Genomic DNA, 26,795 nt, shown 5'->3' on the forward strand with positions numbered 1-26,795 from the left:
CGACGCCGAGATCCGCCGGGCTCTTGACGTCCATGGGCTTCTTCTTGGCCTTCATGATGTCGGGCAGCTTGGCGTAGCGCGGCTCGTTGAGGCGCAGGTCGGTGGTGACGATGGCCGGCAGGGTCAGCTCGACGGTCTGCAGGCCACCGTCGATCTCGCGGGTCACCTGCAGCTTGTCTCCGTCGACCACGACTTCCGAAGCGAAGGTGCCCTGGGGCAGGCCGGCGAGTGCGGCCAGCATCTGGCCGGTCTGGTTGTTGTCGGTGTCGATGGCCTGCTTGCCGAGAATGGTGAGATCCGGCTGCTCTTCCTCGACCACCTTGGCCAGCAGCTTGGCCACCGCCAGCGACTCGACGCGCTCGTCGGTCTCGACATGGATGGCGCGGTCGGCGCCCAGCGCCAGGGCGGTGCGCAGCTGCTCCTGGGCGGCCTTGGGGCCGATGGTCACGGCCACGACCTCAGTGGCCACGCCCTTCTCCTTCAGCCGCACCGCCTCTTCCACGGCGATCTCGCAGAAGGGGTTCATGGCCATCTTGACGTTGGTGAGGTCNGATCTTCATAGGTACTCTCCCAAGATATTCCACCAGCTCAAAGGAGCCGAATATTCTGCTTAGCGGAATTATGTTTTACTTTTCGAATCAAGCAACGATAAAAAAACGCAACCTCAAGGTCAAGGCCATGCTTCAGTGAAAGCTCACCAAGAGACAAACAGGAACCAGCCGGAAAGCAGCGGAATACAGGCCAGCAGGAAGCGCGCGTTCCAGCGGTAGCCAATGCGGGTCGACGCCACGCCGGTGAAACGCGACAGGATCAGCATCGATGCCGTCATCGGTGATGACATCAGCGCCAGCGCCCAGCCGACCATCAGTGATGCCCCTATCAGCGCCGGGTTCAACCCCTCGATGGGCAGGGAGGGTAGCAGGCCGACGAGCAGTGTCACGGTAACGATGGGATTGATCCCGACCTGGGCCAGTCCCACCACTGCCAGCATCGCCAGCACCGCATTGGCTGCCCCCAGCGGCTCGATCACGACCAGCAGCGGTCCCAGGCTATCCACCGGCACCAGCGCTACGCAGAGGTGGCCAAGGTATCCCGCCGCCCCCAGCACCACCACTTCATTGCCGATGGGTGCCACAAGCCACGGCAGCTGTCGGCGCAGGCTGGACAGCGCTGCCGGCACACCCAGCAGGCCGAGCCGACGCCGCTGCCAGGAAAGCCACCCAAGCGCACCAAGCGGTGCACCTAGCAGGGCAGCGATGGGCAACCGCACCTCAAGCGCCCAGGAGAGCAGGAACACCAGCGAGACGATACTGAGCAGCAATAGGCAGAACTCTCCCAGAGGTGCCAGCGAAGGCGCCGGGTGTTTGACGCCACCGACGGCTGGGTGCGGGCCGGTCAGATGGTCAACGGCCCAGCCCACCAGGAAAATGAGCAGTGCCGCGCCGATCACGTAAGGCGCCAGGTCGATCCATCGCAGCTCATGCAGGTTCGAGAGTACGACCGCCACGCCGATCCCCATGGGGGAAATCAGCGGCGCCAATGAAAAACCCCGCAGCAGCGCCAGCATCATCCGCCGCTGGCGCGCCTGTCTTACCCAGGCACGCCCCTGGGCCGCCGCCAGGGTATTGCTCTTCTCGATCATGCCGGCAAACAGGTTGAGCACGCCGATGTTGAGAATGATGCCGAACAGCGCGGAACCGGCGGAAAGAATGGGATAGCGGCGCCCGGGGGGCTGCAACAGCATTGCCTCGCCGCAGCGGCGAACCAGCCGCGAGCGGTAGGCCGGCAGGCGCAACAGACTGAGCGCGACGACGAAGGTGGCGAAGAAGGCGAAACGCCCGGCCGACTCGAACAGCAGCCGTCCGGGCGCTTCGGCACGCCATAGCGCCATCAAGGTCAAGATGCCGGCTGCGAGCAGCAACCCCCGCGCCATGGGCGAGAGGCTGCCACGCAGCGTGGCCAGATAGCCAGCCAAAGCCAAGACGCCGATAGCCTGAAGGGTCGTGCTGACGAAGACGAGGTGACACAGGGTGGCCAGCGTGACGACAACCAGCAGGCCGGCGCGCAGACGCGCCGACCTCACTCGGGAGGGTCCTCCCTACCGGCCATGTCACGCAAGCGTCCCTTGAGGATCTTGCCGCTGGCGGTGGCCGGCAAGGCATCCAGCAGGATCAGGCGAGTCGGCCGCTTGTAGGGCGCCAGCCGCGGGCTGATGAAGTCGCGCAGTTCGACCTCGCTGAGCATGGCACCGGGCTCGCACTGGACGAAGGCGACCACTTCCTCGTTGCCCTCGACCTCACGACCCACCACGGCCGACAGGGTCACGTCAGGATGTTCATTGATCACCGCCTCCACGTCGGGCGGGTAGATGTTGAAACCGGAGCGAATGATCAGCTCCTTGCTGCGACCGACGATGTAGAGCTGGTCGTCCTCGTCGAAGCGGGCGATGTCACCGGTATTGAGCCAGCCGTCCTCGGTGAGGCACGCACGCGTGGCAGTGGGCTGGCGAAAATAGCCCTTCATCACATTGGGGCCACGCACCCATAGCTCGCCTGCGCCTGCGTGACCGGGCTCATCTTCACCGCCCTCGCCCAGCGGCTCCAGGCGATACTCCAACAGTGGCAGCACCCGGCCCACGGTATTGTTGTCGAAGCGATCGTCGATGCGGGTCTGGCTGATGGTCGGGCTCGCCTCGGTGAGGCCATAGCCGTTGTGCAGCGTAAGGCCAAACAGTGCCTGGACCCGGCCCTTGAGGTCGCCGTCAAGCGGGGAACCGCCGGCGGAGATGTAGCGCAACTCAGGCGCCTCCAGCGGCCGCCCTTCGCGACGCAGAAACTCCAGCGTACGCGCGAACATGGCCGGTACGCCCTGCAGTACAGTGATGCGCTCATCCACCAGTGCCGCCAACATGGCGGCGGCATCGAAGCGTGGCACGGTATAGAGACAGGCGCCGTTGTAGAGCGACCCCATGCAAACCGATGAAAGACCGAACACATGGGACATCGGCAGCACGCCATAGACGCGCTCGCCCTGGCAGAGGTGACGCATGCCCCCCGAGAGCGTGGCAATGAACAGGATGCCCCTATGAGTCAGCATCACCCCCTTGGGCGTGCCGGTGGTTCCCGAGGTGTAGATCATCGCTGCGACCTGGTCGGCACCGCCGGCTGCGACAGGCTCCGGCTCGACATCGGCCCGGGGCGAGAGCATCAGCCTACCCAGGCTGGGGTGTTCACTGGCCTCGGCGCCATGCCGAACGCCGTGGGCCTGGGCATCCGGCGAGGCCTCGCTGGTGTAGAACACCCGGCGCGGCTGGCAATTGTCGCGGATCGCGTCGATTTCCTGACTCGTAAGCCGTGAATTGACGATGGCCACCCAGACATCTCGCTCGCTCGCTGCCAGCAGCAGCACCACCAGCGCCCGGCAGTTCTCGCTCACCGTCATGATACGATCGCCCGGGCGAACCCCCAGCGAATCGAGCCACTCGGCGGCGGCACGTATCTCGCGGCCCAGCTCGGCATAGCTCCAGCGAACCTCACCGTCGACCAGCGCCGGCTCATCGGCAAGCCGCTCGGCGTTGTCCAATACCCGAGCACTCAGCCGCTCGGGCAGCTCGGCCACCAGGTCGCTTGCCAGGCGGCCGAATATCGCCTCGTCGGGTGCCTGGCCTGTCACCGGGAGGCTCATCAGTTCGCCTCCCGCACCATGTTGCGCGCAATCACCACTTGCTGAATCTGGGTCGTTCCCTCGTAGATGCGGAACAAGCGCACGTCGCGGTAGAAGCGTTCCACCGCATACTCGGCCATGTAGCCGGCTCCGCCGTGCACCTGCACCGCCCGGTCGGCGACACGCCCCACCATCTCGGCGCAGAACAGCTTGCAACAGGACGCCAGCGTCGAGACGTTCTCTCCGTCATCCTTGCGCCGCGCGGCGTCGAGCACCATGGTGCGACCGGCATAGGCTTCCGTCTTGCTGTCGGCGAGCATCGCCTGAATCAACTGGTGATCGGCCAGCGGCACGCCAAACTGCTTGCGCTCGATAGCATAATTGAGCGACTCCTCGACAAGACGCTCGGCCACCCCCACGCACACCGCCGAGATATGCAGTCGGCCGCGATCGAGCACCTTCATGGCGGTCTTGAAGCCCTTGCCCTCCTCTCCACCGATGATGTTCTCGGCCGGCACCCGGCAGTCCTCGAAGATGATATCGCAGGTGTGGGCCCCCTTCTGACCCATCTTCTTGTCCGACGGCCCGCGCTTGAGACCCGGCGCGTCGCCATCGACGATGAAGGCGGAGATGCCACCCGCTCCCTTGTTGGCGGGGTCGGTGCGCGCCATCACGGTGAAGACGTCGGCTTCGGGGCCGTTGGTGATGTAGCGCTTGGTACCGTTGAGCACATAGTGATCGCCGTCACGCACCGCCGTGGTGCGCAGGCTGGCGGCGTCGGAGCCGGAGTCCGGCTCGGTCAGACAGAAGGAACTGAGCAGTTCACCGGTGGCGAGGCGAGGCACGTATTTCGCCTTCTGCTCGGGGGTGCCATCGATCAGGATGCCCTGGGCGCCGATGCCGTTATTGGTGCCGAATACCGAGCGGAAGGCCGGCGAGGTCTTGCCGATCTCCATCGCCACCAGTGCCTCCTCTTCCATGGTCAGGCCCAGGCCGCCGTACTCCTCCGGGATCGACAGGCCGAACAGCCCCATCTCCTTCATCTCCTCGAGCAGCTCGGGCGGCACGGCATCGTCTTCTGCCAGCCGCGCCTCATTGGGTATCAGGCGCTCGCGCACGAAGCGGGAAATGGTATCGATCAGCTGATCGAGCAGTTCGGTATCGCGAATCATGACATGTCCTCATGAATAAGAAGGCGGCTGGTCTGGACGAGATACCTTGAATTCGTCAGGCTCATCTGTCCTTATTTCGCTAAGCAGAATCAAAGACCGCACTTGGTTGTCAGGCACTCTTGCATAGCCTAGGATGGCAGTCAATAAACGGAATACAATTCCGCAAAGCGAAACAACAAACACGATTCAAGAGGACGACCCCATGTCGAAAGGAATGTCCAAGGAGATACTGAAAGCGGACACGACGCCCCCTCCCTACCAGACTCTGGGCATCGTCGGCACCGGCGCCATGGGCCGCGGCATCGCCCAGATCGCCGCCCAGGCTGGACTGACCGTCTACCTGCATGACCTGCGCGACGGCGCCATCGATGAAGCGCGCGAGTTCATCGGAGGCTTGTGGGATCGAGGTGTACAGAAGCAGCGCTTGAGCGAAACCGACGCCGAACGCTTTCGCGCCAGCCTCAAGGAGGCCACGACCCTTGCCGACCTGGCCGGGTGCGATATCGTCATCGAAGCCATCGTCGAGCAGCTCGAGGCAAAACAGACCCTGTTCCAGCAGCTCGAGGAGATCCTCGATGACCGGGCGGTGCTGGCCACCAATACCTCATCGCTCTCGGTCACCGCCATTGCCTCGGCCTGCCGCCGACCTCAGCGCGTCATCGGCTTCCACTTCTTCAACCCCGTGCCGCTGATGAAGATCGTCGAGGTGATCCCTGGGCTGCGCACGTCAGACGACGTGACCGATAGGGTCGAGGCGCTGGGCAAGGCCATGGGACATTTCACCGCGCGAGCCACTGACACGCCGGGTTTCCTGGTCAACCACGCCGGGCGCGCCTTCGGCACCGAGGCGCTGCGCATCCTCGGCGAGAGCGTGACCGATCATGCCACCATCGATCGCATCCTGGTCGACCAGGGCGGCTTTCGCATGGGTCCCTTCACCCTGCTCGACCTGACCGGGCTGGATGTCTCCCATGCGGTGATGGAGTCGATCTACCATCAGTACTATGAGGAGCCACGCTTTCGTCCCTCGCCGCTGACGCGCCAGCGGCTGACCGCCGGCCTGCTGGGTCGCAAGAGCGGCGAGGGCTTCTACCGGTACGTCGACGGCAAGCCGGAGGTCCCCGATGAGCCGCCACTGCCCGATGCCTCACCGCGCCCGGTCTGGATAGGCGCCGAGGCTGATGAGGCAAAAGCACAGCTCGCCGATCTGGTACGCGGCGCTGGCTGGGCACTGGAGAACGGCCCGGGGCCATCGGCGGACGCGCTCTGCCTTGTGGCACCGCTGGGCGAGGATGCCACAGCCTGTACCCTGCGCCTGGGCCTGCCGGCGGAACGCTGCGTGGCAGTGGACCTGCTGGCCGGCCTCGACAAGCGCCGCTGCCTGATGACCACCCCGGCCACTCTTGCCGATTACCGCAACGCCGCCATGGCCCTGCTCAGCCACGACGGCACACCGGTCAGCGCCTTCAGCGACAGCAACGGCTTCGTGCTGCAGCGGGTGGTGGCCTGCATCGTCAACGTGGGCAGCGAGATCGCCCAGCAGGGCGTGGCCGAGCCGGATACCATCGACCGCGCCGTGGAGCTCGGGCTGGGCTATCCCCGCGGCCCCCTGGCCATGGGCGACCACTATGGCAGCCGCCGCATACTCGCCATTCTCGACAACCTGCTCGCTGCCACCGGCGACCCCCGCTACCGGGCCAGCCCATGGCTGCGCCGCCGCGCCACCCTGGGACTGCGGCTGACCACCCCTTGAGCACCAATCGGAGACGATTTCCATGCAAGACGCCTATATCTACGACGGGCTGCGGACCCCCTTCGGCCGCCACGGTGGCGGACTCGCCGGGGTGCGACCCGACGACCTGCTGGGGCACGTTCTCAAGGCCCTGGTGGCACGCAACGACTTCACCCCGGCATCCTATGAGGAGGTGCTGGCAGGCTGCACCAATCAGGCCGGCGAAGATTCCCGCAACGTGGCACGCCATGCGGGCCTGCTGGCCGGACTGCCCGTCGAGGTAGCGGCCCAGACGGTCAACCGCTTGTGCGGTAGCGGCCTGGCGGCCATGGTCGACGCAGCGCGGGCTACTCGCCTCGGCGAAGGCGAGCTCTTCCTGGCCGGTGGCGTGGAGTCGATGTCCCGCGCGCCCTATGTGCTGGGCAAGGCCGAGTCGGCCTTCGCCCGCAACCAACCCCTGTACGACACCGTGATCGGTTCGCGCTTCCCCAACCCCTGGATCGCCCGCGAGTTCGGCAGCCATAGCATGCCCGAGACCGCCGACAACGTGGCCCGCGATCTCGACATCGGTCGTGACGCGAGCGACGCCTTCGCCGCCCGCTCCCAGGCACGCTACGCCGAGGCGCTTGCCCGCGGTTTCTACGATGACGAGCTGCTCGCCGTCGAGGTGCCTCAGGGCCGCAAGCAGCCCCCGCTAGTGGTCGACAGGGACGAGCACCCGCGCCCGGGTACCGACGTCGAGAAGCTGGGCAGGCTGGGGGCGCTGTTCGACGGCGGCGTGGTCACCGCCGGCAACGCCTCCGGGCTCAACGACGGCGCCGCCGCGCTGATTGTCGGCAGCCGTGCCGCCGGCGAGCGCGCGGGAGTCGCCCCGCGGGCGCGGATCGTCTCCAGCGCCCTGGCCGGCGTACCGCCCCGGGTCATGGGGCTCGGTCCGGTACCGGCGAGCCGCAAGGCACTGGAACGGGCCGGACTGACCCTCGAACAGGTGGACGTGATAGAGATCAACGAGGCGTTCGCCGTCCAGGTGCTGGGCTGCGTCAAGCAGCTCGGCCTCGATCCCGACGACAGTCGCCTGAATGCCAACGGCGGCGCCATCGCCATCGGCCACCCTCTCGGTGCCTCCGGCGCCCGCCTGGCGCTGACCGCGCTGCGCCAGCTGGAGGCCACACGAGGGCGGTATGCGCTCGTCACCATGTGCATCGGCGTCGGCCAGGGCATCGCAACCCTTATCGAGCGCCTCGATGCCTGAAGCCGCCATGGCAACGCCCCGGGCCTGTCGCCGTCGACGGACCGTTCCCGGGGCAATATGCGATACTCCGCGCAACGATCTCGCCACAGGGAACACCCATGAACAAGCCAGCCCCTCTGGATGATGACCAGGCCGCTCCGGCCAAGGACCGCAACTTCGTCACCGCTCTGGCTCGCGGCCTCGAACTGCTGCGTGCCTTCGGCGCCGGCGAAGAGTACCTGGGCAATGCCGAACTCTCCAGCCGCACCGGTATTCCGCGCCCCACGGTCTCGCGCCTGACCTATACGCTGACGCAGCTCGGCTATCTGAAGCACAACACCCGGCTGGAGAAGTACCGGCTCGGGCCTGGCATTCTCGCCCTGGGATACCGTTTCCTGGCCAACCAGGGCATTCGCGAAATCGCCCGACCCTTCATGCAGCAGTTGGCCGAAGCCACCGACTGCAATGTCAGCCTTGGGGCCGCCGACAAGACCTCGATGATGTACATCGAAAGCTGCCACGGCAGCGGCCCCCTGATCATGCGCCTCGATGTGGGTTCACGACTGCCCATGGCGACCACGGCGATTGGGCGTGCCTGGCTATGCGGCCTGCCCGCCGCCCGCCGCAATGCCGTGCTGACCGAGCTCGCCGAGGCACATGGCAGCGAATGGCCGGCACTCGAGGCCGGCATCAAGCGTAGTCAGCAGGATTACGAGCGCTACGGTTTCTGCCTCTCGGAAGGTGACTGGCAGTCGCAGATCAGCGCCGTGGCCACACCGCTGATCCTCGAGGATGGCGCCGAAGTCATGGCGGTCAACTGCGGTGGGGCCTCACATCGCCTCAGCCATCAGGTTCTGGTCGAGAACCTGGGGCCACGACTAAAGCGGATGGCGAAACAGATACTTGGCGAACTGCAGCACGGTGGCTGACGTCAATCGCCGCTACGCTGTCTCGCTCGTCTCCGGAATCCGTGACATCTAGGCGCCTGTCGGATTTGACCGATCGTCACGAGAGATTTGGTTTCGAGACAAGTTGATCGATCTGATGAGGCGAATAGCCCGCCATTTAACGCATCGGCTCCTAGGCCTGTCGCGGCACTGGCCTGGCGCGCGCTGTCACCCCCCGCTGCATAAGGGTATAGTGATATCTCAACGCCATTGCAGCCAACTTCAGGGAATGACAGGCGATACGCGATGCCAAAGACCGCTTCATCCCCCGGCAAGCTAGAACAGCAGGCCGGCGGGCTTCGCGCCAGCGGTGACTGGACGTTGCCGCACCACAAACGGCTCCGCAGGACGATTGAACAGCAGCGTCCTGGTCATGCCGCGAATACGCAGGATCTGAACCTGGACCTGAAGGGACTGGGCGAACTGGATACCTCCGGCGCGGTACTTCTGGTCGAGATCATGGGGCCGGAGCGGATGCTCGAGGTGGCGAACTGGGCACCCGAACAGCCGGCTGAACGCCACGCGCTGTTGATGGCCGTCGCTGGCGCCATGCACCATTCCACCCCGATCCCCACTCGTGCCCGGTCGCCCGCCGTCGTTGCCCTGGGGGAGATCGGCCGAATCATGGAAAACCTGGGGCGGCAGCAGCTCCAGCTGCTCGGCTTCATCGGCCTGACCTTGGGCAGCCTGGCATCGGTGCTGGTGAAGCCCTGGCGCTGGCGTGTCACCGCCCTGGTCGCCCATATCCAGCAGACCGGGCTCAACGCCATCCCCATCGTCGCCCTGCTCACCTTTCTGGTCGGTGCCGTCGTCGCCTTCCTCGGCGCCACGGTGCTGCGCGACTTTGGTGCCACCATCTTTACCGTCAACCTGGTGGCCTACGCCTTCCTGCGCGAATTCGGTGTACTGCTTGCCGCCATCATGCTGGCCGGCCGAACGGCCAGCGCCTTCACCGCCCAGATCGGTTCGATGAAGGCCAACGAGGAGATCGACGCCCTGCGCGCCCAGGGACTCAGCCCCATGGAGCTGCTGGTCTTGCCCCGAGTCCTGGCAATGATGATCAGCCTGCCGATACTCACCTTCATCGGCATGCTCAGCGGCATCGCGGGAGGTGCGATGGTCTGCGTCCTGGCGCTGGACATCACGCTGATACAGTTCCTCGACATCCTGCAGCGCGATACCCCCCTGCGGCACCTCCTGGTGGGGCTCGGCAAGGCCCCCATCTTCGCCTTCCTGATTGCTGTCATCGGCTGCCTGGAAGGTTTCAAGGCCAGCGGAAGCGCCCAGTCGGTGGGCGAGCACACCACCTCGAGCGTGGTACAGTCTATCTTCATGGTGATCCTGATCGATGCCCTGGCAGCCATGTTCTTCATGGAGATGGGCTGGTGAGCAGGTCAGAAGAGACGGTCATCGAAGTACGCGGCCTGGTCAATCGATTTGGCTCTCACGTGGTGCACGAAGACCTCGACCTCGACATCCGGCGCGGCGAGATACTCGGTGTTGTCGGCGGCTCGGGCACCGGCAAATCGGTACTGTTGCGCAGTATCGTAGGCCTCAAGCACCCGGACGGCGGCAGCATCCGTGTCTTCGGCCAGGACCTGCAGCGCTTGGCCGCCGACCAGCGGTCCCGGCTGGAGCGCCGCTTCGGGGTAATGTTCCAGCGTGGCGCCCTGTTCACCTCACTCAATCTGCAGGAAAACGTGGCCCTGCCCCTGATCGAACATGCCGGCCTTTCTCGCGCCGATGCCGAGCATCTCGCCCGGGTCAAGCTGGCACTGGCGGGGCTTCCGCCGGAGGCGGCCCTGATGGCTCCTGATGCCCTTTCCGGAGGCATGACGAAGCGAGCTGCCCTGGCGCGGGCCCTGGCGCTGGACCCCGAAGTGCTGTTCCTCGATGAACCCACTGCCGGCCTCGACCCTATCGGAGCAGCGGCCTTCGACCAGTTGCTGATGACCCTCCGTGATGCCCTGGGCTTCAGCGTGTTCCTGGTCACCCATGATCTGGATACGCTGTATACCGCCTGCGACCGGGTTGCGGTGATCGCCAGGAAGCGTGTCCTCGTCGCCGATGACCTGGCGACAGTGGAGGCCACCGACGATGACTGGATTCGCGACTACTTTCATGGCCCCAGGGGCCGATCGGCCAGCCAGGCCGCACAGCGTACGGAGGATCGGTGATGGAAACGCGAGCGCACCATATCGTGATCGGCCTGTTCACCGTACTGGCCCTGGCCGGCGGGCTACTGTTCGCCCTGTGGATGACCCAGAGCACCAGCGACCGTCAATTCAACCATTACGAGGTCTTCTTCGACCGCAGCGTCAGCGGCCTTGCGGAAGGAAACGCCGTTGAATACAGCGGGGTCCGGGTGGGCGAAGTCACCGACCTGCGACTTGATTCACAAGATCCCCGCAACGTGCTGGCACGCATTCGCGTCGAAAGCCATGTACCCATTCGCCGCGATACCCGTGCCCGGCTGGCGCTGGCCAATATCACAGGCAGCATGTCGATTCAGCTGCATGGCGGTACACCGGAGAGCCCGCTACTCGTCGCCTACCCGGGAGACACCCCGCCTCGAATCGTCGCCGATCCTTCGCCACTCAGCGCCCTGCTCGGTGATGGCGAGGAAATCCTCGGCAACGTCAACCGCGTGCTCGATCGATTCGAAGCACTGCTGTCGGAAGAAAACACCGAGAGTGTGCACAATATCCTGGCCAACCTGGAGCGGACCACCGCCAGCCTGGCCCGCATCGGTGACGGCCCCAGCCGATTGGTGGCACAAACGGAAGCCCTGTCCGCCGAAGGTACCCAGGCCCTTGGTGAGCTGCGCTCGTTCATCGAACGGGCCGGCGGCATGTTGGGTGGCCAGGGCGAGGAGATCATGGACGGTGCCCGCCAGACCACCGCGAGCCTGGCCCGGACCGCCGAGCAGATAGAGGCGCTGCTTGGTGCCAATCGGGGCGCTCTGGAAAGCGGCATACGCGGCATTGAGGGACTCGGTCCCGTAACGGTCGAGCTGCGCAACACCCTCAATACCCTCAACCGGGTCATCCGTCGCCTGGAAGAGAATCCAACCGACTTCCTGCTGGGACGTGACGGCGTCGAGGAGTTCACTCCGTGAGAACAAGACAACGTTTCGCCAGGCTGCTGTCGCTCGCCGCTTTGGGTCTGCTTCCCGCCTGCACCCTGATTCCACAAAGCGATCCCGTCACGCTCTATGACCTGCCCGCCCAACCCGGGGAGAGCGCGCAACGGGGTGAAACGACATCAGACGGCCCCACCCTGCGGCTGGCGACGCCAAGCGCCGGTGGGCTGCTTAACGGAACACGTATCGTCGTGGTGCCGACCCCCAACCAGCCTCAGGTCTACCAGGGTGCTCGCTGGGCAGATGCCGCGCCCGTACTGATACGCAATCGCCTGATCGATGCCTTTCAGGAGGATGGGCGAATAACTCGGCTGACCCATGCCGACACGCCGCTCTCGGCCGACCTGGAACTCACCAGCGATTTGCGGGCCTTCCAGAGCGAATACCGTAACGGTCGCCCCGAAGCTGTCATTCGACTTGATGCACGCCTGATCGATACCCGCTCCAGGGAGCTGCTGGCCAGCCGGCGTTTCACCCAGCAACAAACCGCAGACGGCACTGATATTACCGCGGTGGTCGAGGCGTTTGGCCTGGCGGCGGACCGAGTCGCGCAGGAGCTGGTTGATTGGTCGGTGGCGCAAATGGACGACCAGCAACAACGGCAGCCGCAGAGCCGTTAATATCCACGTCTTCTTGTAATGAAGGACACTCACTCCAAAAAAGGACACTTGGATTGAATGTCCTGCCATTACCGTCTTGGTGCCAATTGGTTATCATGCTCTGCAAAAGCAAGGATGACCGACGATGGACAGCAGCCCACGACAGAACCTTGGCATCAGCGCCTACAGTTGGCTCAAGCATGACATCACACGCGGGGTGTTCCAGCCCGGCGAAAAACTATTGATGAGCCGTCTCAAGGAGCGCTACGACCTGGGCATCGGCCCGCTACGAGAAGCCCTGTCCCAACTGGTGGCGGAGCGCCTGGTGGTGGCGATCAGTCAGCGGGGCTATCGGGTCGCGCCGATGTCCATGGCCGAGCTGACCGATCTCTACGACGCCCGCGCCCAACTCGAAGGACTTATCCTGAAACTGGCCATCGAGCGCGGGGATGACAGCTGGGAAGCCGACATCCTGGCCAAGGCCCATACGCTATCCAAGGTCATGGAAGTCAATACACCCGATGAGCTGCTCGATGTCTGGGACACCCGTCACCAGGCCTTTCATACCGCCATTGCCAGCGGCTGCCGCTCCCCTCACCTGTTGCAGGTTCGCGAGAGCCTGTTCGACCAGGTAGAGCGTTATCGCCATCTCTGGCTGTGCGAGACAGTCCTCTCTGAAGCGGCCCTGGAGCGCAAGCGCCGGGAGCATGCCGCCCTGGTCGACGTCATCCTGGAGCGCAAGGCCGAGCGTGCCGCCGACATGATGCGCGAACACCTGATGACACCAGTACCGATCATTACCGAGGTCATGCGGCGGCGAGGTCTGGCGTGAAATCGACAGCGCTGTCATGAAGCGGTCACAGGAGGCCGGCATCATCAAGCGGTGTGCTGAAGAGGTGACAAGGCAGCACACACCTTTTATCTTGAAGATATCACCGGGCTACCGGCCTGTCTCAGCGCGATGCTGACGGACGGGTGAATGGAGAGACGATGCCATGCCACATCTGCTGCGATTTCCCCGTGAAACCGAATCCCGTCTCGACCTTCTCTGTCAGCAGACCGGCATGAGCAAGGCCGAGTTGATCGAACAGTGCCTCGGCATCGGTCTGGATGACCTGGAAACCCAACTGCATATGGAAGGCGCCAGCAAACGGCCGGTCACCCAGACGAGCCTGGATCAGCTGCTACGGGAAAGCGGACTTGGCGCTTGAGGGGCGGCACGGCTCAGCGTGACGCTGGCCCGCCGTCGCTGAAGTTCCGCATGACCCATCGATAGTCGGCGACCGCCCGCTCCCTTGAGACGGCCACCAGCCTGACCTCCTGTCCCGGCAGGCACTGGGCCAGCCTGGCCGCGGCGAGTGGCGTCAAGGCACCCAGGCGCGGGTATCCCCCGATCGTCTGACGATCATTCAGCAGAACGATCGGCTGACCATCCGGCGGCACCTGGACGGCCCCAAGCGGAATGCCCTCCGATATCATGCTCCCCAGACGACACTGCAACCGCGGCCCCCGCAGCCTCACCCCCATGCGGTCGGCACGATCATCAACCCGCCAGACGGCATTGAAAGCGGCGTAAAGACTGGTACCGGTGAATTCCGCGATCTGGGCGCCGGGCACCAGCGCCAGTCGACAGCCCGGGCGAGGCATCGGAGGCAGCAGGCCCGTGGGAATGCTGCGCTCGTCGATCGGATGTCCCAGCCAGACCAGGCGATCCCCGGCCTTGAGCGGCCGGCCATCACCGTGGAGACCACCAAGCTGCTCCCGTGGCGTGGTACTGCGGCTACCCAAGACCTCCGGCGCCTCCAGCCCACCGGGAAAAGCGAGATAGCCTCGCAGCCCATCCCGGGGCTGCCGGAATACCAGTCGCTGTCCTTCGCGCACGGCGAAGCTCGTGCCGGGGACAAGTGGCGCGTCATCGAGTCGCGCATCGAGATCGGCGCCTACCAGTGCCAGCCTCGTGGCGCGTTCGATCTCGAGGGTCAAGCCGCCCCCCACCACGATCTCCAGGGCGGCGCTGTCAGGGGCGTTGCCCAGCAGCCAATTGGCCCAATAGAGTGAGACCCAATCGGCGGCGCCGCTCTGGGTCACACCGAGATGGCGCACGCCCACTCGCCCGCCATCCTCGATCATGGCCAGGGGGCCGGCCTGGATGACACGCACACCCTCAGCACTGAAGTCGCTCATGGGCGCTCCTCCAGCGGCGTGGTATCGCCGCCCTGCGCCTCGAACTCGTCACGGGAGACGGCCTGGAAGCGCACTCGGTCTCCCGGCTTAAGCAGCGGGTCGCCGCGCCGGGCATGCTCGAACAGCGGTACAGCGGTGCGTCCCAGGATATTCCAGCCCCCAGGCGACGGCAGCGGGTAGATGGCGGTCTGGCGTCCCGCAATACCGACGCTGCCCGCGGCGACCTTGCGCCGCGGCGTCTCCAGGCGTGGCGTCGCCAGCGCCTCCTCGACCAGCCCCATGAACCCGTAACCGGGTGCGAAGCCCAGGGCGAACACGCAGTACTCATTGTCGCAGTGACGACGAATCAGCGCGTCGATGGCGATCCCTGCCCGATCCGCCACGCGCTGCAGCTCGGGGCCGACACTCTCGTCGTACCACACCGGAATCTCATGGCGTTTTCCTGTCTGGGTGTCGGCGGGCTGCAGGCATTGCAGCGCCTCTCGGATACGCGCGTGGGCCTCGCCATGCGCCAGCACACGGCAATCATAGTGAACCATCAGTGTGGTATACGACGGCACCAGGTCGATCAGCGTCTTGCCGAAGGCCTCGCGGAGAGCCCGGTCGGCGGCAATGATCCATCCCATATTGTTTTCTTCGATGGTGTCGAAGAGCCTGACCATCAGCACGTCCATGGCCGTCGTTTCGATGCCTGCCCTCACGCTGACGCCAGCCTGCCAAACGCCTCGCGAATGGCCCGCACGGCAGCGATCGACTCGGGATTGTCGCCGTGCACGCAAATCGTATCGCAGGGCAGTCTCAATGCCGAGCCATCGCTGGCTGTCAAGGCCTCACCCCTGGCCAGCGCTACCGCCTGGGCCACGATGGTGGCTTCGTCGTGGTGCACGGCGTTGGGCAGACGACGCGAGACAAGGTGGCCCTGGGCATCGTAGGCACGATCAGCGAAGGTCTCGAACCAGATGGACAGCCCCATCTCCGCAGCGAGTGTACGAAAGGGCTCCGGGTCGGCCGTGGCCATGACCATCAGTGGCAGGCTGGCGTCATAGGCATGCACCGCCCGCATCACTCCCTCGAGCAGCGCCGGATCCCGAGCCATATCGTTGTAGAGGGCGCCATGGGGCTTGACGTACTGGATGGTGACACCTTCCGCCCGGCAGAGCCCCGCCAGGGCACCGATCTGGTAGAGCACCATGTCCTCGACTTCGGCGGGGGTGCAGGCCAGCGAGCGGCGGCCGAAGCCCATCAGGTCGGGATAGGCGGGGTGCGCGCCGATCCGGACATCATGACGGGCAGCCAGTGCCACGGTGCGGCGCATCACGTGAGGGTCCGAGGCATGGAACCCGCAGGCGATATTCGCGCAATCCACGAAGGGCATCACGTCGTCATCCATGCCCAGGGTCCAGTTGCCGAAGCTTTCCCCCATGTCGCAATTGAGCAAGGGCATGACCATGGCGATTCCTTTTATTAGGGTGAATAAAGCTTAATTCCTTGCCGTCTCACTATATGGAGAGGGCTTTTTCGGTGCCAATCGTTTTTTCCGATATTCTTTATCGGGCACTCCTATCAACCTGATATTATTTATAAAAATGATTGACGATGGCCGCCTTGAGGTTTATCAATTTAAATAGAACCGCGCGTCAAAACGACAACAACACAGGAGGTCCCATGTCCGTTTCCGATCCTTTCCACCTTGCCGTTCAGGTCCGCGATATCGATGAGGCGCGCGCCTTCTACGGTGACTTCCTGGGCTGTGCCGAAGGCCGCTCCTCGAACAGCTGGGTCGACTTCGATCTTTTCGGCCACCAGTTCGTCTGCCACCTCAACCCGGCCCTCAAGCAGAATCCCGTCTCCAGCCATACCAACCCTGTCGACGGCCACGGCGTGCCGGTCCCTCATTTCGGCGTGGTGCTGGAAATGGCGGCCTGGGAGGCGCTCGCCGACAAGCTGAGAGCCCATGGCGTGCGCTTCGAGATAGAGCCCTACATCCGCTTCGAGGGTGAGCCCGGCGAGCAGGCCACCATGTTCTTCTACGACCCCTCCGGCAATGCCCTGGAATTCAAGGCATTCAAGGATCGCGAGAGCCAGCTGTTCAAGAAGCAGTGACGAGGTAATTCGGGTGCTCGATTTCAAGGAGCTCGAGGCCTTCGTGTGGGCAGTTCGTCTCGGTTCGTTTCGAAAGGCCGCCGTACACCTGCATCTGACGCAGCCCTCGGTTTCCGAGCGGATCTCACGCCTCGAATCGATCGTGGGAGAACGGCTTCTGGAGCGATCGGCACGCCCCATTCAGCCGACAATGCGCGGGCGGGAGTTTTTTCTCCATGCCGAGCGCATGCTGCATCAGCGCGATGAGGCTATGCAGCTGTTCGACAGCGAGGAGACCTTTTCGGCGCCCTTGCGGGTCGGCACCATCGAGACCATCGCCCACAGTTGGCTGCCGGATTTCATGCGCAGGCTGACGGGCAGGTACCCGGACCTGGTCATCGAACTGACCGTCGATTATTCACCTGCGCTGAATGCCAGACTCGACAGGAATGAACTGGATATCCTGCTGGCAATGAATGGCTATATTTCTGAGGAGCGCATTTCCAGCATGCCACTCAGTCCCTATGAAATGGGCATGTTCATCGCGCCAGTTCATACCGAGATGCTGATGAATAACCCTCGCCACTGGATGAAGACGCTACCCTTCATCTCTTTCGGCAAGCAGGCCAGGCCTTATGAGGAGCTCATTCAATACCTGTCACAGCAACAGTTGAAAAGCCCCCAGATACACAGCGTCAGCACGCTGATGACCATCGCCCGGATGACCATGGAGGGGCTCGGCATCGGCGCCCTGCCCGTCGCAACGGTTCTGGACCAGTGGCGCAACGGTGAGCTTGAACGTATCGAGCTGCCGAAGCCGTTACCGGACATGCATTATGATGTGATATGGCGCACGGCCAATCATCCGCGCTTCTGTCGTGGCGTGGGCCGCTTGGCGCAAGAGTGTGCCTCGGTTTATGCCGAATTGCGTCGGGCCGAACGTGAAGCCCCCGATTTCGAAGGCCGTTGGGTGCGGCCGCAATACCCCACGACTCACCCCCAGGCAACAACACGACCATCAACATGAACAAGAGGTCTTTATCATGCACAAGACAATAGCCACACCCGTGATGCTGGCAGCCGCCTTCAGTTTCGCTGCGGGCGCCCAGGCAGCGGAATGGACCATGGCCACTCCGTATGGCGATGCCAGCTTCCATACCAAGAACGTCAAGCAATTCGCCGAGGACGTTGCAGAAGCCACCGATGGTGAATTGACCATCAATGTCCACAGCGGCGGCTCCCTGGTCGCTCACGGCGAGATCAAGCCGTCGGTCCGTCGCGGCACCATCGAGGCGGGCGAGGTCTTCCTCTCGGTTCTGTCCAACGACGACCCGATCTTCGAGGTCGACACCCTGCCTGGGGTTGCAGGCAGCTATGAGCAAGCCTTCGCCCTGTGGGAGGCGACCAAGCCCGTCATCGCCGAGGTGTTCGCCAACCAGGGCATGATGCCCCTCTACGCGGTGGCCTGGCCCTCCCAGGGCATCTATACCGATTTCGAACTGAACGATCCTGAGCAGTTCGAGGGGCTGCGGGTACGGGCGCCGAACATCAACACCCAGCGCTTCGTCGACAATCTCGGGGGCAACCCCACCGAAACCGAAGAATCTGACATTCCCACCGCCTTCAGCACCGGGCGGGTCGATGCCATGATCACCTCGACCTCCACCGGCAACTCGATGACCGCATGGGACTATGTTTCCCATTACACCGACGCGAACCTGTGGCTGCCCAAGAACATCGTCTTCATCAACCAGCGCGCCTTCGACCGCCTGGACGAGGCCACCCAGGAGGCCTTGCTCGACGCAGCCGCCCGTGCCGAAGAGCGTGGCTGGCAGATGAGCCGAGATGATAACCAGGCGAGTACCGAGGCACTTCAGGAAAACGGCATCACCGTATCGCAGCCCAATGACGAGGTGGCACAAGCCCTGCAGGCGGCAGGCGATGAGCTGTTCAGCGATTGGGAAGCCCGCGCCGATGATACGGCCAAGCAGGTGCTCGAAACGTATCGCGAGCAGCGTGACAACTGAGGCCTGACCACGAAGGCGCGGCGGCCATCCGCCGCGCCCTCCCTCAAGTTCGCCATGAGGCCAAGCCATGATTTTCAAGTTCGATAAACTTTACCGCCTTGGGGCCTGGGGGGCGGCCGCCTGCATGATCACCATCTGCGTCCTGATTTCGCTGCAGGTCGCCTTCAGGCTCATGGACGCGGGCCTGGTGCTGACTGGCCTGCGCCGCACCGGGCTGAGCATAACCGGGGTATCGGAGCTTGCCTCCTACCTGCTGGTTGGCGCGACGTTTCTCGGCCTCGCCTATACCTTCGTGCATCATGCCCACATCCGCGTGACGCTGCTGATCTCGCGGCTACCCTCTGCCATACGCGTCTGGTTCGAGGTCTTCGGACTGCTGGTTGCCTTGACCCTCAGCCTGTTGCTCGGCTACGGCCTGATCGAATTGGTAAGGGAAAGCCTGCACTTCAATGACGTCTCATCAGGCTTCCTGTCGATCCCCCTCTGGATTCCACAGACCGTCCTGGTAACCGGGGTGGGCCTGCTCTGCCTGGCACTGCTTGAAGCCCTGGTCTTTGCCTTGCGCATCGCCGCCCGCGACCCCTCGAGCTTTCGAGAAGCAACGGCAACCGAAGACAGCGAGACTCGCTGAGCTCGGCCACTATCCTCTCTCGGAGAACTACTCGTGCTGACATTGAGTCTGGCTACCGTCTTCACGCTCGCGCTGCTTCTGGGCAGTGGCGTATGGATCGCCTTCGCACTGATCGGTACCGCCTGGGTGGCGCTGGCTTTCTTCAGTCCGTTTGCACCGGGCCCGATCCTGGCATCGGACTTCTGGGGCGCCAGCTACGGCTGGGACCTTACCGCCTTGCCCATGTTCATCTGGATGGGCGAGATTCTGTTCCGCTCAGGGCTGGCCGACAGCATGTTTCGCGGACTCTCGCCCTGGCTGAACCGGCTGCCCGGCCGGTTGTTGCATACCAACATCATCGGCAGCGGCATGTTCGCGGCAGTCTGCGGTTCGTCGGCGGCCACCTGTGCCACCGTGGGCAAGATGACCCTGCCCGAGCTGGAGCGTCGAGGCTACGACAGCGGCATGGCGATCGGCACGCTGGCCAGCGCCTCGACGCTGGGATTACTGATTCCACCCTCCATTGTCTTGATCGTCTACGGCGTGGTGACCGAACAGTCGATCTCACGGCTGTTCATGGCCGGTATCGGCCCCGGGCTGTTGATCCTGGCCCTGTTCATGAGCTATCTGATCCTCTGGTCGCTGCTCAAGGGCAACCGCGAAGGCCTTACCGGCAAGGACGAGTCGTCGATGCCGCTGGCCGAGAAGCTTCGCCATACGCTGTCGCTGATACCGGTCCTGCTGCTGATCGGCGGGATCATCGTCTCGATCTACGGTGGCCTGGCCTCGCCTACCGAGGCAGCAGCTGTCGGGGTGGTACTGTCCATCGCCATCGCACGCTGGACCGGCAGTTTCGGCCTTGCCACCTTCAAGGCGTCGCTCTTTGCGGCAGTGCGTACCGCCTGCATGATCGCCTTCATCATTGCCGGTGCGTCGTTCCTGACATCGGCCATGGGCTTTACCCAGGTTCCCATGCAGCTGGCCCAGGCCATCGGCGAGATGGGGCTGTCTCCCACCATGCTGCTGGTGGCACTGACGCTGCTGCTGCTGATAATGGGCTGCTTTCTCGACGGAATTTCGCTGATATTGCTGGTGACGGCCATTCTGATGCCGCTGGTCAGCGCTGCGGGCTTCGACCTGATCTGGTTCGGCATCTATCTGGTCGTTGTGGTGGAGATGTCGCAGATTACCCCGCCGGTCGGCTTCAACCTGTTCGTCATCCAGGGGTTGACCGGCAAGGACATCATCACGATCACCAAGGCGACCCTGCCCTTCTTCCTGCTGATGCTGGCCTCCATCGCGCTGCTGCACATCTTCCCCGAGATCGCCCTCTACCTGCCCCAGGCAATGAACCGCTAAGGAAGCGCTGAATAAATCGTCGAGCGGGATGAAACACAAGGCGCACGGAGCGCAGAAACCGGAGCCTATGGGGTATAGGTGAGGATTTCGACCGGGCTGGCGCACCAGCACCGCGCAACGCAGTGATTCGCACGCGCAGACATTTATGCAGTGTTTCCTGAGGATTCAACCGGCCGGATCCTGGCGCAACGCAGCGCTTGCGTCGCGTTGCGCCATCCGGGGGTCCCGGGGATAGTAGCGCTCCGGCTGACGCTCCACATGGGCGAAGAACCGGGTGTCCTTGTAGGGCATCTTCATGAAGCCGGAGACCCCCAGCCCTTCGATCAGGCCCACCGCCGTCAGGATATCGTCGAGCCGCTGACGGAACTCCGTCTCCCGCGATGGATCCAGCAGCCGGTAGTAGCTATGGATCTTCAGGTGCTGCGGCAATGCCTCGAAGATGATCATGCCGGTATGGTGGATGTCGTTGAGCGCTTCCAGCGAGACGATGATCGCCTCGGGCAGCACCAGGAACTCCTCCGGGTCGGGCCCATCCTCGAAGTAACTGTGCAGCCGGCTTCTATCTTCCAGTTCGGGCATGGCACTGACTTCATAGCGCAGCGCCATGCCCGGCTCCACGGTGAAAGGATGGTCCGGCCCCTCACGGTCTAGGTGCAGGGTATCGCGGGCATTGAACAGGCAGCTCTTGAAGATGCCCTGACGATAGATCGCCCGGGCGAGATTGACCATGTTGTTGACGGCCGCGACGAAGGCGGACTTCAGCTCGGCGTCATGTAGATTGAGCGAAGTGTCGATGTAGACGCCCTCGGCTTCCCAGCGCACCGCCAGCCCGCCCACCACTGGGTACCTCCCCAGCCGGCTGACGGCGGCGAGAAACGCTTTCTCCGTCTCCCCCATGCCCTGCATGAAGTTCTTGTAGTAGCGGTCCAGTTGGACATCGTTGACGTCACTGAGCGTCTCCGGGGCGCCCTCTTCACGCAGGAAGGCCTTGCGAGAACTGTAGACCACGGTGTCGATCTCACGGCTGGAGGGCCGCACCCAGGTGGGCACCAGTGCAGCTTCCGGGGGTTCGGGCAGGTCGAGCATCACCAGGCGTGCGAGCCTTGGCATCTCGCGAATGAAGTGGTCGCCGGCACGCAGCCTCACCCGAGGATCGGGATCGAGCATGCCATCGAGCATGCGAGCGAACTCCATGGGCAAACCCAACGAGGTGGCGGGTATGGCGCGATGTCCGAAGCGGCAGGATTGGGCGGATGCCAGGGCGTAGAGGGTCCCCGCGGCTCCCTGCTCGTCGAAGCGCGGCGAGGAGAGCGCCCCGTTGAGCTGCTCGTCGCCGATGAAATAGACGTCGCCCAGGCGGGCGTTGGTCTGCTGGAGATTATCCGACATCAGCTCCATGACGTTGGCCGCCACGAACTGCTGGTTGGCATCGAGCTGGGCGAATACCGAGGAGCCCCAGTCGATCAGCGCCACCTCTTCACTGCGTGCGTCGAAGACCAGGTTCGAGGGCTTGATGTCGCCATGCACGATAGGGCGACCTGCCGGCCCCGACTCACGGCGTAGCGCGCTCAGGATATCCGCCAGCTGTCCGGCGATACGCACGACCAACCGGGGAGAGAGCCTGCCCTCGCGCAGCGAGACCTCCTCCAGGTTGAGCCCCGGCGCCCGCTGCATGACGAGTATCGACTGGTTCCGCACCCGCTGGTAGGCCACCAGCCTCGGCACCCTGGGATGATCGACCTGTTCCAGCATGAAGGCCTCCTCCTCCAGGCGGTCCTGGAGGTGCTGGGGCAGGTTGACCCGGGTGAACTTGAAGACATACTGCTCGTCGTGGGCGGTGACCCCGGCGAAGACGAAACCGTAGGCGCCCTTGCCGATCAACGCGATATCCCGGTAGCCCAGCTGGGACAGCTGGGCCTGACACAGCGCCACCCACTCCTTGAGCTTGCGGGCATCGTCATGGCTGAGCAGGTAGATCGACTGCTCTTCGGGAATATAGAACTGCTGCAGCGGCGCCTGGGACATACGTTACCTTCTCGTCAGGATGTCGCTGATCCATGTCGCCGCCTGAAAAACACGACATGGATCAACATCTGTCACCCCAGGTGGAGGAGCATCGTTTCCGGACTCTCCAGATATCCTTTCCAGGCATTGCAGAAGCGGGCGATGGTGCCGCCATCGATGACGCGATGATCCCCCGCCCAGGTAATGGTCATGATCGCCCGCCGCACCACCTCGCCGTTGTCATCGAAGCGTGGCAGCCACTGGGTCTTGCCGATGGCGACGATGGCAAGCTCCGGCGCGTTGATGATCGGGGCCGCATAGGTTCCCCCGAGCGCGCCGATGTTGGAGATGCTGATGGTGCCGCCCTTGAGGTCGGCCTGATCCACCCGGCCCTCTCGCGCCGCCACAGTCAACCGCTCGACCTCGCGGGCCACGTCGAGCAAGGTGCGGCGTTCGACATGCTTCACGTTGGGCACCAGGAGACCCGCCTTGCTATCCACCGCCATGCCCACGTTGCAGGAAGACATGTAGTGGATCTCGCTGACATCGGCATTGAGCCGGGCATTGAGAATGGGGTACTCCTTCACCGCCAGCGCCATGGCCTTCATGAAGAGCGGCATCAGGGTCATGCGCGTGCCCTGCGCCTCGGCCTGGGGCTTGAGACGGGCACGCAAGGCCAGCAGGTCGGTGACGTCGATCTCCTCGCCGTACTGGAAGTGCGGAATCGTGCTGGCGGACTCCACCATCCGACGGGCCATGACCGCGCGCACCCCACGGATCGGCTCGACGGTAATCTCGCCCTCGCCGGTGGGTGCGGGCGCCGGCGCCCTCTCAGGCGTGCTAGTCGTCCGGCCACTCGTGGCCGGTGTCGACTCGCCACCCTGCTCCAGGTGGCGCAGCACATCCTCCTTGAGCACCCGCCCCTCCTTGCCCGATCCCGGCACCGCTTCCAGCGCCAGATCATGCTCGCGCAGCAGCCGGCGAACGGCGGGGCTCGCCGGGATACGCCCATAGGGGCCTCGCCCCGTCGTTGCCACACCCACGCCCGACGAAGCGCCGGTCTCGGGAGCGGCATGCTGGCTCGAGGGTGGTTTACCCGTACCGGGGTGTTCCGGTACCGAGGATGCCGACGGCGGACTCTCTGCCCCATGCGTCGGCTCATAGGCGAACAGCGGCGCATGGACCTTGGCGATCTCACCCTTGGGCACATAGAGTCGAGTGACACGTCCGGCCTCGGGCGCGGTGATCTCCACCAGCGCCTTGTCGGTCATCACATCGACCAGCGGCTGGTCCTCTTCGATGCGGTCTCCCTCAGCGACGCGCCACTCCACTACCTCGCACTCGACGATACCCTCGCCGATATCCGGTAGGATGAAGTCGGTAGCGGCAACGGCTGCCGTGGCTGACGGGGAGCCGGGTGGCGTTGGCGTCGGAGCAGGCGCCGGCTCCGCCGGCGCTGTCTCTACCTTGGGAGCACGCGCTTGCCCGCTGTCGCTCTCGTTCTGGTTCTGGTTCTCGTTCACGCTGTCGCTGCCACTCTCTTCCACGTCGCTCTCATAGGAGAACAGCGGGGAGTGGACCTTGGCGATCTCACCCTTGGGTACGTACAGCCTGGTCACTCGCCCGGCTTCCGGCGCGGTGATCTCCACCAGCGCCTTGTCTGTCATCACCTCGACCACCGGCTGGTCTTCCACAATGACGTCGCCTTCACTGACACGCCATTCCACGATTTCGCATTCCACGATACCTTCACCGATATCGGGCAGCATGAAGTCACTCATCTTGCATCTCCTGTCCTGATATCGATCGTCAGAAATCCACGCTGGCCCGGATGGCTTCGTAGATCTTGAGGTGGTCCGGCATGTACTCCTTCTCCAGCGTCAGCGGGAAAGGGGTATCCATTCCGGTCACCCGTTCGATGGGCGATTCCAGGTACAGGAAGCAGCGCTCCTGTATGGTTGCGGCGATTTCGCTGGCAAAGCCACCGGTACGTGTCGCTTCATGACTGATCACCAGACGACCGGTCTTGAGTACCGACTCGGCGACCGAGTCCTCGTCCCAAGGCAGGATCGTGCGCAGGTCGATGATCTCGCAGGAAATGCCGGCCTTCTCGGCCATCTCGACCGCTTTCTCGATCAGCTCCATCTGCGCCCCCCAGCCCAGCACCGTGACATCGGTGCCTTCCTTGGTCACTTCGGCCTCGCCGATCGGCAACTGGTAGTCATCCTCCGGCACCTCGCCGGTGGAGGCACGATAGAGCCGCTTGGGCTCGAAGAAGATCACCGGGTCCGGATCGCGGATCGCCGCCAGCAGCAGCCCCTTCGCCTGGTAGGGGTTACGCGGCACCACGACCTTCAGCCCCGGCGTGTGGGCGAAGTACGCCTCCGGCGACTGCGAGTGGTAGAGCCCGCCCGCGATACCGCCACCATAGGGTGTACGAATCGTCAGGCCGCCGACGTTGAAGAGGTCACCGGAGCGATAGCGAAACTTGGCCGTCTCGTTGACGATCTGGTCGAAGGCCGGAAAGATGTAGTCGGCAAACTGGATCTCGGCCACCGGTACCGAGCCCTGGGCCGCCAGTCCATTGGCGAAGCCGATGATGCCCTGCTCCACCAGCGGGGTATTGAAGCACCTGGCGCGGCCATACTTCTCCTGCAAGTTGCTGGTGGCGCGGAATACACCGCCGAACACCCCCACGTCCTCGCCGAAGCAGAGGACCTTGTCGTCCTCGGCCATGGCGATATCCAGGGCATTGTTGATCGCCTGCAGCATGTTCATCTTCGGCATCTCAGGCTCCTTCCTGGTCGTCGCTGGCCTTGACGGCATCGCTGGACGCGCTGACATCAGGGTCGAGCGAGCGCGCGCCCTTCGGATAGGCGTCCGGATACTTGCGGATGTGGGTCTTGAGCGCATCGAGTTGACGCTGCAGCGCCGGCGTCACGTCGGCATAGACATCGGTGACGAGGCTCTCCAGCGGGGGCGGCGGTCGTTTCTCGGCGCGCTTCATGGTTTCCAGCACCTCACGACGCAGGCTCTCCTGAAGGTCCTTCTCCTCCTCCTCACTCCACCACTCCCGGTCGAACAGCCAGCGCTGCATGCGCAGGATCGGGTCCTTCTCCCGCCAGGCCTCCTCCTCCTTGCGCGAACGGTAGCCGGAAGGGTCGTCCGAAGAGGAGTGGGCCGCCAGCCGATAGGTCATGGCCTCGATCAGAACCGGTTCGTTCTGCTCCACGGCGATGGCGCGGGCCTCCTGGGTAGCGCGATAGACCGCCAGGATATCGTTACCGTCGACGCGGATGACATGCATGCGATAACCGAAGGCGCGCGGCGCGATGCCGTCGGCTGCAAACTGTTCGGTGGCCGGGGTCGATATCGCATAGCCGTTGTTGCGGCAGAAGAAAATCACCGGAACCTTGTGCACCGAGGCCATGTTCAGGGCTGCGTGGAAATCGCCCTCGGAGGCCGCCCCTTCACCGAAGAAGGTGATGGTGCAGTGTCCCTCTCCGGCCAACTTCTGACCGTAAGCGTAGCCGGTTGCCTGGGGAATCTGCGTCGCCAGCGGCGAGGATATGGTCATGTAATGGAGCTTGCGCGACCCGTAGTGGATCGGCATCTGCCGGCCCTTGCCGTAGTCGAGTTCGTTGCCGAACAGCTGGTTCATGAACTCGTCGTAGGTGAAGCCGCGATAGGCGAGTGCGCCCTGCTCGCGGTACTGGGCCATGATCATGTCGCCATCGTCCAGCGCCGCCGTGGCGCCGATCACCGCCGCCTCTTCACCCGTGCACTGCATGTAGAAGGAGAGTCTGCCCTGCCGCTGGGCTGCCAGCATGCGCTCGTCTAGCACACGGGTCACGAGCATGGCGCGATAGATCCTGAGCGCCTTCTCCTTGTCGAGTTCGGGGGCTTCGGCGCCATCAAAAAGCGTGCCGTCCTGCTGCAATAGCCGGAACGTGGGTATCTGGAATTCGTCGCCGGTCATGAAGGTCGGCGAATGGACGTCGTATGTTGTTGTCATCATCCTGTTCCTTGGGTGGTGGCAGGAG

24 protein-coding genes and 2 pseudogenes are annotated in these 26,795 nt (G+C 63.9%); 14 read left to right on the forward strand and 12 right to left on the reverse strand.

The genetic code is table 11. From position 1 onward, the window contains the following. From DU505_RS19560 to DU505_RS19575, 4 genes and pseudogenes are all read right to left on the reverse strand, one after another. Window positions 1-550: pseudogene (locus DU505_RS19560) on the reverse strand (electron transfer flavoprotein subunit beta/FixA family protein); the annotation flags it as partial. Between the two features lie 144 nt (window positions 551-694). Continuing rightward, complete coding sequence (locus DU505_RS19565) at window positions 695-2,083, reverse strand: hypothetical protein (protein ID WP_114480650.1); 1,389 nt, start codon at window positions 2,081-2,083, stop codon at window positions 695-697. Next, window positions 2,080-3,684, reverse strand: a complete 1,605-nt coding sequence (locus DU505_RS19570; RefSeq protein ID WP_114480651.1) for a class I adenylate-forming enzyme family protein — start codon at window positions 3,682-3,684, stop codon at window positions 2,080-2,082. The genes DU505_RS19565 and DU505_RS19570 overlap by 4 nt, the downstream gene beginning before the upstream one ends. Further along, window positions 3,684-4,835 carry an acyl-CoA dehydrogenase family protein gene (locus DU505_RS19575; protein WP_114480652.1) on the reverse strand — a complete coding sequence of 384 codons (1,152 nt, stop codon included), beginning with the start codon at window positions 4,833-4,835 and terminating at the stop codon, window positions 3,684-3,686. The genes DU505_RS19570 and DU505_RS19575 overlap by 1 nt, the downstream gene beginning before the upstream one ends. A 202-nt stretch (window positions 4,836-5,037) precedes the next feature. Here DU505_RS19575 and DU505_RS19580 point away from each other — a divergent pair, with 202 nt between their 5' ends. The 9 genes from DU505_RS19580 (at window position 5,038) to DU505_RS19620 (ending at window position 13,697) form a co-directional block, all read left to right on the forward strand. Further along, on the forward strand, window positions 5,038-6,588 hold the full coding sequence (locus tag DU505_RS19580; RefSeq protein ID WP_245948092.1) for a 3-hydroxyacyl-CoA dehydrogenase: 1,551 nt from the start codon (window positions 5,038-5,040) through the stop codon (window positions 6,586-6,588). A 22-nt stretch (window positions 6,589-6,610) separates the two neighbouring features. After that, window positions 6,611-7,819 carry a 3-oxoadipyl-CoA thiolase gene (locus DU505_RS19585; protein ID WP_114480654.1) on the forward strand — a complete coding sequence of 403 codons (1,209 nt, stop codon included), beginning with the start codon at window positions 6,611-6,613 and terminating at the stop codon, window positions 7,817-7,819. Window positions 7,820-7,917: 98 nt separating this feature from the next. Then, window positions 7,918-8,727, forward strand: coding sequence for an IclR family transcriptional regulator (locus DU505_RS19590; protein ID WP_114480655.1), 810 nt, complete (start codon window positions 7,918-7,920; stop codon window positions 8,725-8,727). 264 nt (window positions 8,728-8,991) lie between these two features. Next, window positions 8,992-10,134, forward strand: a complete 1,143-nt coding sequence (locus DU505_RS19595; protein WP_114480656.1) for an MlaE family ABC transporter permease — start codon at window positions 8,992-8,994, stop codon at window positions 10,132-10,134. Next, on the forward strand, window positions 10,131-10,922 hold the full coding sequence (locus tag DU505_RS19600; RefSeq protein WP_114480657.1) for an ABC transporter ATP-binding protein: 792 nt from the start codon (window positions 10,131-10,133) through the stop codon (window positions 10,920-10,922). The genes DU505_RS19595 and DU505_RS19600 overlap by 4 nt, the downstream gene beginning before the upstream one ends. After that, window positions 10,922-11,863 (forward strand): MlaD family protein, encoded by a 942-nt coding sequence (locus DU505_RS19605; RefSeq protein WP_114480658.1) that lies wholly within the window; start codon window positions 10,922-10,924, stop codon window positions 11,861-11,863. The genes DU505_RS19600 and DU505_RS19605 overlap by 1 nt, the downstream gene beginning before the upstream one ends. Then, entirely contained in the window at window positions 11,860-12,507 is a 648-nt protein-coding gene (locus tag DU505_RS19610; protein WP_181872881.1) for an ABC-type transport auxiliary lipoprotein family protein, read from the forward strand. Before DU505_RS19605 ends, DU505_RS19610 begins: the two co-directional genes overlap by 4 nt. Window positions 12,508-12,631: 124 nt before the next feature. Further along, window positions 12,632-13,318, forward strand: a complete 687-nt coding sequence (gene csiR / locus DU505_RS19615; RefSeq protein ID WP_114480659.1) for a DNA-binding transcriptional regulator CsiR — start codon at window positions 12,632-12,634, stop codon at window positions 13,316-13,318. 163 nt (window positions 13,319-13,481) lie between these two features. Continuing rightward, entirely contained in the window at window positions 13,482-13,697 is a 216-nt protein-coding gene (locus DU505_RS19620) for a hypothetical protein (RefSeq protein ID WP_114480660.1), read from the forward strand. Between the two features lie 13 nt (window positions 13,698-13,710). Here DU505_RS19620 and DU505_RS19625 read toward each other — a convergent pair whose 3' ends face one another. From DU505_RS19625 to DU505_RS19635, 3 genes are read right to left on the reverse strand one after another with little or no spacing between them, the layout of a single operon-like run. Further along, window positions 13,711-14,670 carry a 5-oxoprolinase subunit C family protein gene (locus tag DU505_RS19625; RefSeq protein WP_114480661.1) on the reverse strand — a complete coding sequence of 320 codons (960 nt, stop codon included), beginning with the start codon at window positions 14,668-14,670 and terminating at the stop codon, window positions 13,711-13,713. After that, the gene (gene pxpB / locus DU505_RS19630; protein WP_422667063.1) at window positions 14,667-15,344 is read right to left on the reverse strand and encodes a 5-oxoprolinase subunit PxpB; all 678 of its coding nucleotides are present in this window, start codon (window positions 15,342-15,344) and stop codon (window positions 14,667-14,669) included. Before pxpB ends, DU505_RS19625 begins: the two co-directional genes overlap by 4 nt. Window positions 15,345-15,367: 23 nt before the next feature. After that, window positions 15,368-16,120, reverse strand: coding sequence for a 5-oxoprolinase subunit PxpA (locus tag DU505_RS19635; protein ID WP_114480663.1), 753 nt, complete (start codon window positions 16,118-16,120; stop codon window positions 15,368-15,370). Window positions 16,121-16,335: 215 nt separating this feature from the next. Here DU505_RS19635 and DU505_RS19640 point away from each other — a divergent pair, with 215 nt between their 5' ends. The 5 genes from DU505_RS19640 (at window position 16,336) to DU505_RS19660 (ending at window position 20,748) form a co-directional block, all read left to right on the forward strand. Then, complete coding sequence (locus tag DU505_RS19640; protein WP_114480664.1) at window positions 16,336-16,773, forward strand: VOC family protein; 438 nt, start codon at window positions 16,336-16,338, stop codon at window positions 16,771-16,773. Window positions 16,774-16,786: 13 nt separating this feature from the next. Next, a complete protein-coding gene (locus DU505_RS19645) occupies window positions 16,787-17,779 on the forward strand; it encodes a LysR family transcriptional regulator (protein ID WP_114480665.1) in 993 nt (330 codons plus the stop codon). 16 nt (window positions 17,780-17,795) lie between these two features. Then, window positions 17,796-18,779, forward strand: coding sequence for a TRAP transporter substrate-binding protein (locus tag DU505_RS19650; RefSeq protein WP_114480666.1), 984 nt, complete (start codon window positions 17,796-17,798; stop codon window positions 18,777-18,779). A gap of 67 nt (window positions 18,780-18,846) precedes the next feature. Continuing rightward, window positions 18,847-19,410 carry a TRAP transporter small permease gene (locus DU505_RS19655; RefSeq protein ID WP_114480667.1) on the forward strand — a complete coding sequence of 188 codons (564 nt, stop codon included), beginning with the start codon at window positions 18,847-18,849 and terminating at the stop codon, window positions 19,408-19,410. A 33-nt stretch (window positions 19,411-19,443) separates the two neighbouring features. Then, window positions 19,444-20,748 (forward strand): TRAP transporter large permease, encoded by a 1,305-nt coding sequence (locus DU505_RS19660; RefSeq protein WP_114480668.1) that lies wholly within the window; start codon window positions 19,444-19,446, stop codon window positions 20,746-20,748. 165 nt (window positions 20,749-20,913) lie between these two features. Here the strand turns inward: DU505_RS19660 and DU505_RS19665 are convergent, their stop codons facing one another. The 5 genes and pseudogenes from DU505_RS19665 to DU505_RS19680 form a co-directional block, all read right to left on the reverse strand. Next, on the reverse strand, window positions 20,914-22,773 hold the full coding sequence (locus tag DU505_RS19665; protein WP_114480669.1) for a protein kinase domain-containing protein: 1,860 nt from the start codon (window positions 22,771-22,773) through the stop codon (window positions 20,914-20,916). Window positions 22,774-22,844: 71 nt separating this feature from the next. Continuing rightward, window positions 22,845-24,125 (reverse strand): 2-oxo acid dehydrogenase subunit E2, encoded by a 1,281-nt coding sequence (locus DU505_RS19670; protein ID WP_422667064.1) that lies wholly within the window; start codon window positions 24,123-24,125, stop codon window positions 22,845-22,847. Window positions 24,126-24,326: 201 nt separating this feature from the next. Further along, window positions 24,327-24,533, reverse strand: a pseudogene (locus tag DU505_RS23150) (biotin/lipoyl-containing protein); the annotation flags it as partial. A 28-nt stretch (window positions 24,534-24,561) separates the two neighbouring features. Continuing rightward, window positions 24,562-25,539, reverse strand: a complete 978-nt coding sequence (locus DU505_RS19675; protein WP_114480671.1) for an alpha-ketoacid dehydrogenase subunit beta — start codon at window positions 25,537-25,539, stop codon at window positions 24,562-24,564. Between the two features lies 1 nt (window position 25,540). Next, entirely contained in the window at window positions 25,541-26,767 is a 1,227-nt protein-coding gene (locus DU505_RS19680) for a thiamine pyrophosphate-dependent dehydrogenase E1 component subunit alpha (protein WP_114480672.1), read from the reverse strand. Window positions 26,768-26,795 lie beyond the last annotated feature (28 nt).

The organism is Billgrantia montanilacus (genome assembly GCF_003336675.1).
Classification (GTDB): Bacteria; Pseudomonadota; Gammaproteobacteria; order Pseudomonadales; family Halomonadaceae; genus Halomonas; species Halomonas montanilacus.

Bases quoted from the DNA above. Each gene is read 5' to 3' on its own strand.
- DU505_RS19590 (WP_114480655.1), top strand. From the start codon at position 7,918: ATGAACAAGCCAGCCCCTCTGGATGATGACCAGGCCGCTCCGGCCAAG.
- DU505_RS19595 (WP_114480656.1), top strand. From the start codon at position 8,992: ATGCCAAAGACCGCTTCATCCCCCGGCAAGCTAGAACAGCAGGCCGGC.
- DU505_RS19655 (WP_114480667.1), top strand. From the start codon at position 18,847: ATGATTTTCAAGTTCGATAAACTTTACCGCCTTGGGGCCTGGGGGGCG.
- DU505_RS19675 (WP_114480671.1), bottom strand. From the start codon at position 25,539: ATGCCGAAGATGAACATGCTGCAGGCGATCAACAATGCCCTGGATATC.
- DU505_RS19680 (WP_114480672.1), bottom strand. From the start codon at position 26,767: ATGACAACAACATACGACGTCCATTCGCCGACCTTCATGACCGGCGAC.
- DU505_RS19625 (WP_114480661.1), bottom strand. From the start codon at position 14,670: ATGAGCGACTTCAGTGCTGAGGGTGTGCGTGTCATCCAGGCCGGCCCC.
- DU505_RS19580 (WP_245948092.1), top strand. From the start codon at position 5,038: ATGTCGAAAGGAATGTCCAAGGAGATACTGAAAGCGGACACGACGCCC.
- pxpB (WP_422667063.1), bottom strand. From the start codon at position 15,344: ATGGACGTGCTGATGGTCAGGCTCTTCGACACCATCGAAGAAAACAAT.
- csiR (WP_114480659.1), top strand. From the start codon at position 12,632: ATGGACAGCAGCCCACGACAGAACCTTGGCATCAGCGCCTACAGTTGG.
- DU505_RS19575 (WP_114480652.1), bottom strand. From the start codon at position 4,835: ATGATTCGCGATACCGAACTGCTCGATCAGCTGATCGATACCATTTCC.
- DU505_RS19650 (WP_114480666.1), top strand. From the start codon at position 17,796: ATGCACAAGACAATAGCCACACCCGTGATGCTGGCAGCCGCCTTCAGT.
- DU505_RS19620 (WP_114480660.1), top strand. From the start codon at position 13,482: ATGCCACATCTGCTGCGATTTCCCCGTGAAACCGAATCCCGTCTCGAC.
- DU505_RS19640 (WP_114480664.1), top strand. From the start codon at position 16,336: ATGTCCGTTTCCGATCCTTTCCACCTTGCCGTTCAGGTCCGCGATATC.
- DU505_RS19570 (WP_114480651.1), bottom strand. From the start codon at position 3,684: ATGAGCCTCCCGGTGACAGGCCAGGCACCCGACGAGGCGATATTCGGC.
- DU505_RS19665 (WP_114480669.1), bottom strand. From the start codon at position 22,773: ATGTCCCAGGCGCCGCTGCAGCAGTTCTATATTCCCGAAGAGCAGTCG.
- DU505_RS19585 (WP_114480654.1), top strand. From the start codon at position 6,611: ATGCAAGACGCCTATATCTACGACGGGCTGCGGACCCCCTTCGGCCGC.
- DU505_RS19635 (WP_114480663.1), bottom strand. From the start codon at position 16,120: ATGGTCATGCCCTTGCTCAATTGCGACATGGGGGAAAGCTTCGGCAAC.
- DU505_RS19605 (WP_114480658.1), top strand. From the start codon at position 10,922: ATGGAAACGCGAGCGCACCATATCGTGATCGGCCTGTTCACCGTACTG.